This window comes from Microcystis sp. M_QC_C_20170808_M3Col (genome assembly GCF_007095505.1).
GTDB lineage: Bacteria > Cyanobacteriota > Cyanobacteriia > Cyanobacteriales > Microcystaceae > Microcystis.
Genome location: NZ_SFBY01000298.1, coordinates 1 through 7,039, shown reverse-complemented (window position 1 = coordinate 7,039; position 7,039 = coordinate 1). Strand labels below are relative to the sequence as shown.

General features: G+C 42.6%; 9 protein-coding genes and 1 pseudogene. 4 read left to right on the top strand and 6 right to left on the bottom strand.

Going from position 1 to position 7,039, the window contains the following annotated elements:
- Window positions 1–115 precede the first annotated feature (115 nt).
- From ctpB to EWV84_RS13455, 4 genes are all read right to left on the bottom strand, one after another.
- Window positions 116–1,441 carry a carboxyl-terminal processing protease CtpB gene (gene ctpB / locus EWV84_RS13470; protein ID WP_353737478.1) on the bottom strand — a complete coding sequence of 442 codons (1,326 nt, stop codon included), beginning with the start codon at window positions 1,439–1,441 and terminating at the stop codon, window positions 116–118.
- A gap of 142 nt (window positions 1,442–1,583) precedes the next feature.
- Entirely contained in the window at window positions 1,584–2,003 is a 420-nt protein-coding gene (locus EWV84_RS13465; RefSeq protein ID WP_286824121.1) for an NUDIX hydrolase, read from the bottom strand.
- A 38-nt stretch (window positions 2,004–2,041) separates the two neighbouring features.
- Entirely contained in the window at window positions 2,042–2,401 is a 360-nt protein-coding gene (locus tag EWV84_RS13460) for a four helix bundle protein (RefSeq protein ID WP_287078386.1), read from the bottom strand.
- A gap of 33 nt (window positions 2,402–2,434) precedes the next feature.
- Window positions 2,435–3,145: an OB-fold nucleic acid binding domain protein gene (locus EWV84_RS13455; protein ID WP_287078385.1), complete on the bottom strand. Its 711-nt coding sequence runs from the start codon at window positions 3,143–3,145 to the stop codon at window positions 2,435–2,437.
- Between the two features lie 89 nt (window positions 3,146–3,234).
- On the opposite strand from EWV84_RS13455, the gene folD reads away from it, so the two are divergent.
- Window positions 3,235–4,092 carry a bifunctional methylenetetrahydrofolate dehydrogenase/methenyltetrahydrofolate cyclohydrolase FolD gene (gene folD, locus EWV84_RS13450; protein ID WP_287078384.1) on the top strand — a complete coding sequence of 286 codons (858 nt, stop codon included), beginning with the start codon at window positions 3,235–3,237 and terminating at the stop codon, window positions 4,090–4,092.
- Between the two features lie 250 nt (window positions 4,093–4,342).
- Here folD and EWV84_RS13445 read toward each other — a convergent pair whose 3' ends face one another.
- The gene (locus EWV84_RS13445; RefSeq protein WP_287078383.1) at window positions 4,343–4,915 is read right to left on the bottom strand and encodes a Uma2 family endonuclease; all 573 of its coding nucleotides are present in this window, start codon (window positions 4,913–4,915) and stop codon (window positions 4,343–4,345) included.
- A 5-nt stretch (window positions 4,916–4,920) separates the two neighbouring features.
- Window positions 4,921–5,484: a Uma2 family endonuclease gene (locus tag EWV84_RS13440; protein ID WP_287078382.1), complete on the bottom strand. Its 564-nt coding sequence runs from the start codon at window positions 5,482–5,484 to the stop codon at window positions 4,921–4,923.
- A gap of 230 nt (window positions 5,485–5,714) precedes the next feature.
- Here EWV84_RS13440 and EWV84_RS13435 point away from each other — a divergent pair, with 230 nt between their 5' ends.
- From EWV84_RS13435 to EWV84_RS22905, 3 genes and pseudogenes are all read left to right on the top strand, one after another.
- Window positions 5,715–6,362: a hypothetical protein gene (locus EWV84_RS13435; protein WP_286824114.1), complete on the top strand. Its 648-nt coding sequence runs from the start codon at window positions 5,715–5,717 to the stop codon at window positions 6,360–6,362.
- Window positions 6,363–6,433: 71 nt separating this feature from the next.
- Window positions 6,434–6,685 carry a BolA family protein gene (locus EWV84_RS13430; protein ID WP_002737239.1) on the top strand — a complete coding sequence of 84 codons (252 nt, stop codon included), beginning with the start codon at window positions 6,434–6,436 and terminating at the stop codon, window positions 6,683–6,685.
- 63 nt (window positions 6,686–6,748) lie between these two features.
- Window positions 6,749–6,934, top strand: a pseudogene (locus EWV84_RS22905) (hypothetical protein); the annotation flags it as partial.
- Between the last annotated feature and the right edge of the window lie 105 nt (window positions 6,935–7,039).

The window sequence follows — 7,039 nt, the reverse complement described above, 5'->3', positions numbered from 1 at the left end:
GCGTAAGACTTCTGTTAAAGAAGCAGCATCCCGTGAAGCGTCAACCCCATTCAGCGACCATTCTAAAAAGGTGGCGTGGTGAGGAATCGCCGTCCGTTTTACGGCGGCGAGGATGTCAATCAGCGCGACTACTCAAAGGGTTATTGAGATTGCTAGTGCCAGGACGTTTAACACTATGGGATTGTAACAGCGAGATCGCGTGTTGATACTGGGGATCATCCTTAGTTCCCAATAAAGAAGGATCATCGCGGAAGCGCAGCTGTTGTTCCTGGGTTAACTCGATCTGCACATCGGGTTTAATGCCTTTTTTGTAGATATTTTCGCCGTTGGGGGGATAATAACGGGCAATTGTCACCGCTAAACCGGAACCATCGGAGAGGGTGTGTACCGATTGGACGGTACTCTTGCCATAGGTCGATGTACCCACTAAAGTCGCCCGGCCATTTTCTTTCAGCGCCCCAGCGAGGATTTCGCTGGCGCTGGCGGAACCTTTGTTCACCAAGACCACGAGGGGTAAATCGGTAATAGCAGTGTTATTGGCAGTAAATTGGCGATCACCGCCTCGTCGATCGATGGTGCTAACGATTTTGCCCTGTTTCATCCACATACGAGCTATATCGACACTAGCAAATAGTAACCCGCCGGGGTTGCCCCGCAGATCGAGAACATAGCCGGATATCTGTTGTTGACTTAATTCCTCGATCGCCTGTTTCATTTGTTCGGCTGCGTGGGAACTAAATTCATCCAGTTTGATATAACCAACTTTCACCCCAGCTTCCTCTTTGAGGGTATAGCTAACCGAGGGGATTTCGATATCTACCCGGGTCAAAGTCACTTCAAATACCCCTTGATCGGGACGGGCAAGCTGTAAACTAACGCTAGTACCCACTTCTCCCTGTAGGGCTTCCATTGCTTGTTCTAAGGTCATTAAAGCGGTGGGTTTGCCATTAATTCTGATCAGGCGATCGCCTGTTTTAATTCCCGCTTCCTTGGCGGGGGATTTTTTCACCGTATCGACAACGACCAGATCGCTAGTGCGTTTATCGAGGGCTAAACGTACCCCAATTCCCGATAATTCTCCGGAAGTTTGACTGGTGAGGACAGAAAATTCACTAGGAGTTAAAAAACGGGTATAAGTATCGCCCAAATCCTTTAAAGCTTCCCGAATTGCCGTGTAAGCTTGTTGGGGATGAGTATAATTTCTGCTTAACAATTCTTGACGTTTTTTTTGCCAATCAATTTGATGAAAACTACGATCTACAAATTCATTATTAACAATTTGCCAAACCTGGTCGATGACTGCTTTCGGGTTATCTTCTAAGGGTTTTTCCCCTTTGGCTGCGGGGGTAAGGACCATCAGGGAACTAACTGCTAGGGTAGCGATCGCACCTCCAGATAGGAGTTTCTGCACGGAAACGAACGAGGGACGCGACTGGTTCATAAAGACAAAGCCAAAATAAGATTGACGTTTCAATAAAGCCATTCAAAAAGCGGGAGCATTTTGCCTTTGAGGGAGGTGAGGAGCAGTGTTAACTACGACTTCCCTAGAGATTAGGGAGTTCCTTGTCTGGCTCTAATATCCACTATAATTCTACTTCTATAAAATCGAGTAATATCTGTCGATGAATTTTTCCTAAAGGACGAGTCTGATTAATCTTCTCGGAATAGTATTCCCCTTGAAGGATGGCAGCCGGGGGTAATAATGCCAAATCTTGCCCTTCCGTTTGCACTAATTTTTCTAATTCCACGGTCAGGGGTACATGATAAAGATAACGGGAGAGATTATCATCGTTATAAGAGCGAAAATAGCCTAAACTAGGGGCTTCGTAGTTAATTTCTTCTTTTAACTCTCGTTTTAACCCTATTTCTGGATTTTCACCCGCTTCTAAGTGACCACCAAATAAACCCCACACCCCCGGATAGAGAATCGTCGGGATGTCGTCGCGCAACTGCATTAAAAATCGACCGTCCTGTTCTAAAATCGCCAAAGCAACGAATATCATCAGTTATCAGTTATCAGTTATCAGTTATCAGTTATCGGTTATCGGGTTTTGGTATTTTCTTGGCAGGTTTTTAGAATAGCCCAAAGCATTTTACCAATTTCCTCTGCGTCATCATTGATACTTTGAAAGGCTCTTTCCTCTATGTAATTCGTGTCTTTCAATAGAGACAGCCAATACTTTGTTTCTAGACACTCCTTATAAGCTATTGACATTTTAGCTCGAAAATCAGCTTTAGAAATAGCTCCATTAGCCTCGGCAATGTTAGCCCCGATTGAAGTGCCACTCCTTAATAGCTGTTTTGACAAAATATATTCTTGTTTAGTTTCACACAAATATTTATAGCCTTTAACAATCCTAATGGCAAATTTATAAGCTTTGTCATAAGCTTTACTCTCCATCTGTTTACCCCGCTACTGATTACTGATTACTGTTTACTGTTTACTGTTTTTCTCCCTTTGTTTATGGGGTAAAAAGAAAGCATCGAGGGGGTCCCGGACGGGTTTAACCACTGCGGGGGGTTTGGGGGGAATCGCTTCTGCGACGGGTTGCACGGGTGGATTGGGTTTAACGGGGGTAACGACGGGAGTTTCTGGGGGTTTTGTTTCAGCAGCGCCCGGAATTGTCACCTGTCGGGGATTTTCCAGGGGTTTAGTGGAGAGTGGGGGAGAATTATTTTCTGGGGGTTTAACTTCTGAGGTGGGGGAAGGTTTAATTTCTGGGGACGGGGAGGGAGTGGGAACCGAATTAACTGCTACTGCATCCATCTGTTCTAATTCCAGCACATACAATTCGTTAACGCTTTGGGAACCCTGGGGAATAGCCTCAAAGTCAATTTTGCCCTTAATGACGATTTCTTCGCCTTGACGGGGTAATTTATTGCTATTGGTGCGAATCCAAATCTTACCCGACCCATCCTGCAAAAGATAGGCTCCTCCAGTTAAAAAAGGGGCATAATTGCTCACGGTTCCCCTAAGATAAACTAAAGCGCCTTTTGGTTTTTCCTGTAATTGCTCGATCGCTGTTAGGGGAGGATCACCGATGTAGGGAACGGCAATACCGAGGTCAGCAAGGGTACTACAACCGAATAACCCTAGCAATAATAATAAACTGCCGATGCGCCCTACACGAGTCTGGATAGACATTCTTGCTTTAACCTTAACGAGTGCGATTAGCCAATCTTTTTGACCATAGAATGGATCCGAAAGATTTTTGTTCTCGGTATTATCATAGAATGTCCGTAACTACTTGCCAAATTCTCGACGGGAAAGCCTTAGCTCAAAAAATCCAACTTGGTCTAGGAGAGCGCATCCAGAGGCTAAAATCTCAAATGGGACGACCTCCGGGGTTAGCGGTGTTGATGGTGGGGGATAATCCCGCTAGTGCCGTTTATGTCCGCAATAAGGAGAAAGCTTGTACTAAAATCGGCATGGCCTCTTTTGGTCGTCATTTTCCCACCGATACAAGTGAACTAGAAATTTTAGCGGAAATTGTCCGTCTCAATCAAGATGAGCGGGTGGACGGGATTTTAATTCAATTACCCTTACCTAAGCATTTAGATGCGGTTTCCCTTCTCTACCAAATTGACCCGAAAAAAGATGCTGATGGCTTACATCCTCTCAATTTAGGCGGTTTAGTGCGGGGTGAGGACTGTATCCGCAGTTGTACTCCTGCGGGGGTCATGGCACTGCTGAAAGAATATAATATTCCCATAGCCGGTAAGCACGCGGTGGTGGTGGGTCGCAGTATTCTAGTGGGGAAACCTTTAGCTTTAATGTTATTGGAGGAAAACGCTACGGTAACTATTGCTCACTCGCGCACAGAAAATCTGGCAGAAATAACCAGAAGTGCCGATATTTTAGTACCTGCTGTCGGTAAAGCCAATTTAATCACTAAAGAGATGGTAAAACCCGGTGCAGTGGTAGTGGATGTGGGGATTAATCGCGTCGCTGACCGTTTGGTGGGCGATGTGGACTATGCTGGGGTTTTAGAAGTAGCTAGTTATCTTACTCCTGTCCCCGGGGGTGTCGGTCCGATGACGGTGGCAATGTTATTAAAAAATACCTTGTTAAGTTACGAACGCAAGTTATAAACCCTCAGCTACCAGCTATCAGCTATTCAGTAATTCTATGGTGAGGTACGAATTTTTCGTTTTGGGGAGTCGGTCGTCGGTCGTCGATACCAAATTAGGTGTGTGATAATTTTTGCTTATGGAATCGTGAAATGCTTATCGGGCAAGACTTTTAGGGCTATTTTGCGGATATTCTATCAGTATAGACCTCGTTTCCACACATAAACCAGAAGAGCCCTTTCTCTTTATGAGAGACGCTGTAGAATTTAATTTAACAAATATTACCGAGTATTTCAATTAAAGTTAACTCTATTTCTGGAAAGGATTCAATAAAAATACTTTCACCTCGATAATATTTCTGAATAGCTTGATAACTACCATGCAGAGGATGGCGATAAACTTCTAAACATTCTTCCTTGAGATTGACAATCCAAACTTCTTTTTTAATATTTGCTTCCGCATAAAGAGGAATTTTAGTATAGCGATCATAATCGATGGTAGAATCGGAAACTTCAATAATTAAATAGATATCTTGAGGACAAGGATAGGCAGCAACATAAAAATCCGATCGAGGTATTAGTAAACTTAAATCTGGTTCTGGTTGAGAATTATTATTTAATCTAATCGGATTTTGTACTCCTAAGAGAATAAGATCGCCAAATTTTTGATAAAGTAACTGTGTTAATCTAGCTATACCAGCAGCATGACGGGTTCCCATCGGTGACATTTTGATAATTTCTCCTCGAATTAATTCCACTTTTTCATCGGGTTTGATTATTCCCTGGGTTGCCATTTTTTCGTATTCTTCCACCGTAAACTTACGGGTAATCAGTGATAAAGACATTTTAACTACACTCCTAAGATTTCTGCAATAGTGAATTCTATATCGGGAAAAGATGTTATAAAAACCCTCTCATTTATAGAGTATTTCTGAATATTTTGATAACTACCATGCAGCGGATGGCGATAAACTTCTAAACATTCTTCCTTAAGATTGATAATCCAAACTTCTTGAATATTTGCCTCCGCATAAAGAGAAATTTTAGTATTGCGATCATAATCGATGGTAGAATCAGAAACTTCAATAATTAAATAAATATCTTGAGGACAAGGATGGGCAGCAACATAAAAATCCGATCGAGGTATTAGTAAACTTAAATCTGGTTCTGGTTGAGAATTATTATTTAATCTAATCCGATTTTGCACCCTGAGAATAATTTTCTGGCCTAGCTTTTGATAAAGTAATTGTATTAATCTATCTATACAAGCAGCATGACGGGTTCCCATCGGTGACATTTTGATAATTTCTCCTCGAATTAATTCCACTTTTTCATCGGGTTTGATTATTCCCTGGGTTGTCATTTTTTCGTATTCTTCCACCGTAAACTTACGGGTAATCAGTGATAAAGACATTTTAACTAAACTCCTACTTTCTCTTTATTCTATCTGGACAGCCTTGCAAGGGTTGAATTATCGGTATTTAAACCATTAATCGGGGGGATAAACTAACTTTTTGGGGACTTGTACTGATTTTTCGGGAAAAATCAGCGCTTGCCATGGCGACAAAACCGCTAAATCTAACGTCTAGAAAGCTGGGGTCGGATCGAAACTGCCCCAAAAAAGCTACTATAGGTCAGGTGTCGATGTTAGAAAAAATAGCCGTTCCCATCAGGAACATTAAGTCGAGAAATTTTATGGTTAAGCGAAAACAGCCTTATAGTTTAATTTATCTGCTCACTCTGGTGATCGGTTTAGTGATTGCGATCGCACCTGACGGACAAGCACAAACCCCCGACTCTAACACTCCTGCCAGCGATCCTAACGAATTGAAACCCTTAAATCAAGCCGATAGTGTCCTGAGTCTTCAGGGGGGACAACGTTTAGTGGAAGAAGCGAACGCCGCTATTAATGCCGCTAAATACGATGTCGCTGTGGACAAACTCAATCAAGCGCGCCGGATTTTTAACCAACTATCTAACTATCATCTGCAATTAGCTAATAGTTTCTCAGGAATTGACCCGAAAGTATTCGATTCTCAGCGTCAAAGTGCTTTAAACACGGGACAACTGCGGGATGAAGCCACCTATCAGCTTGCTTTGGTCCATAGGGCGCAAAATCAGCCAGAATTGGCGGTTCCTTTGTTAATTCAGGTGATTCAATCCCAAAACCCCACCAGTGAATTAGGACAAAAAAGCTATCAACAACTCTACGAGATGGGATTTGTCAGTACACCCATCTCCGCACCGACTCCCACCTCCGCAACTCCTAACAACTCCCCTCCACAGCAGTAAATTTTGTCCCTATTGACGAGCTTTCGGTAAAAATGGGATCAGAGTATCTTTAATTTTTTTGAGGAGTTACGATGGTTGACTTTCGCCAAGTAGAAGCGATGATTCAAGAACAAATCCCCGATGCACAAGTGATGATTCGGGATTTGACGGGAGGTGGCGATCATTTGGAAGCGGTGGTTATTTCTGGCGAATTTGCCGGCAAAACCCGCGTTAAACAGCATCAAATGGTTTATGGCGCTTTACAATCGGCACTGGCTACCGAAGCCATCCATGCTTTGGCATTAAAAACCTACACTCCCGACAGTTGGGCAGCAGAAAAATAACAATTATCAGTTATCAGTTATCAGTTATCAGTTATCAGTTATCAGTTAATTTTTTTGGCTTAGCGATTTTTGTCAATTGTTTTTGATCTAGAGCGAACTAATCAATTAAATCTCTTGCCAGATAAGGATTTAGTCGATTTATGCCCCCCTATCGAACCATACCAAGTAACGAAGAACCATTTTTTTCTGGTTTTCTTTGTGGCTAATTATCTTCACACAACACCGTCTAATTTAATTAGGGTTTGCTGAATAAATCTAAAAACCTTATCCAACAAGGTTTTTAGACTTTTTTTCCCTCAAAAAGTGCCGACCCTTGGAGTGATTGGGGGGAAAATTCAGGGACTTTTTCCCTGA

Excerpts from the sequence above, each read along its gene's own strand:
- EWV84_RS13440 (WP_287078382.1), bottom strand. The coding sequence starts at position 5,484 with ATGTCTTTATCACTGATTACCCGTAAGTTTACGGTGGAAGAATACGAA.
- ctpB (WP_353737478.1), bottom strand. The coding sequence starts at position 1,441 with ATGAACCAGTCGCGTCCCTCGTTCGTTTCCGTGCAGAAACTCCTATCT.
- EWV84_RS13445 (WP_287078383.1), bottom strand. The coding sequence starts at position 4,915 with ATGTCTTTATCACTGATTACCCGTAAGTTTACGGTGGAAGAATACGAA.
- EWV84_RS13435 (WP_286824114.1), top strand. The coding sequence starts at position 5,715 with ATGTTAGAAAAAATAGCCGTTCCCATCAGGAACATTAAGTCGAGAAAT.
- EWV84_RS13455 (WP_287078385.1), bottom strand. The coding sequence starts at position 3,145 with ATGTCTATCCAGACTCGTGTAGGGCGCATCGGCAGTTTATTATTATTG.
- EWV84_RS13430 (WP_002737239.1), top strand. The coding sequence starts at position 6,434 with ATGGTTGACTTTCGCCAAGTAGAAGCGATGATTCAAGAACAAATCCCC.
- EWV84_RS13465 (WP_286824121.1), bottom strand. The coding sequence starts at position 2,003 with ATGATATTCGTTGCTTTGGCGATTTTAGAACAGGACGGTCGATTTTTA.
- folD (WP_287078384.1), top strand. The coding sequence starts at position 3,235 with ATGTCCGTAACTACTTGCCAAATTCTCGACGGGAAAGCCTTAGCTCAA.
- EWV84_RS13460 (WP_287078386.1), bottom strand. The coding sequence starts at position 2,401 with ATGGAGAGTAAAGCTTATGACAAAGCTTATAAATTTGCCATTAGGATT.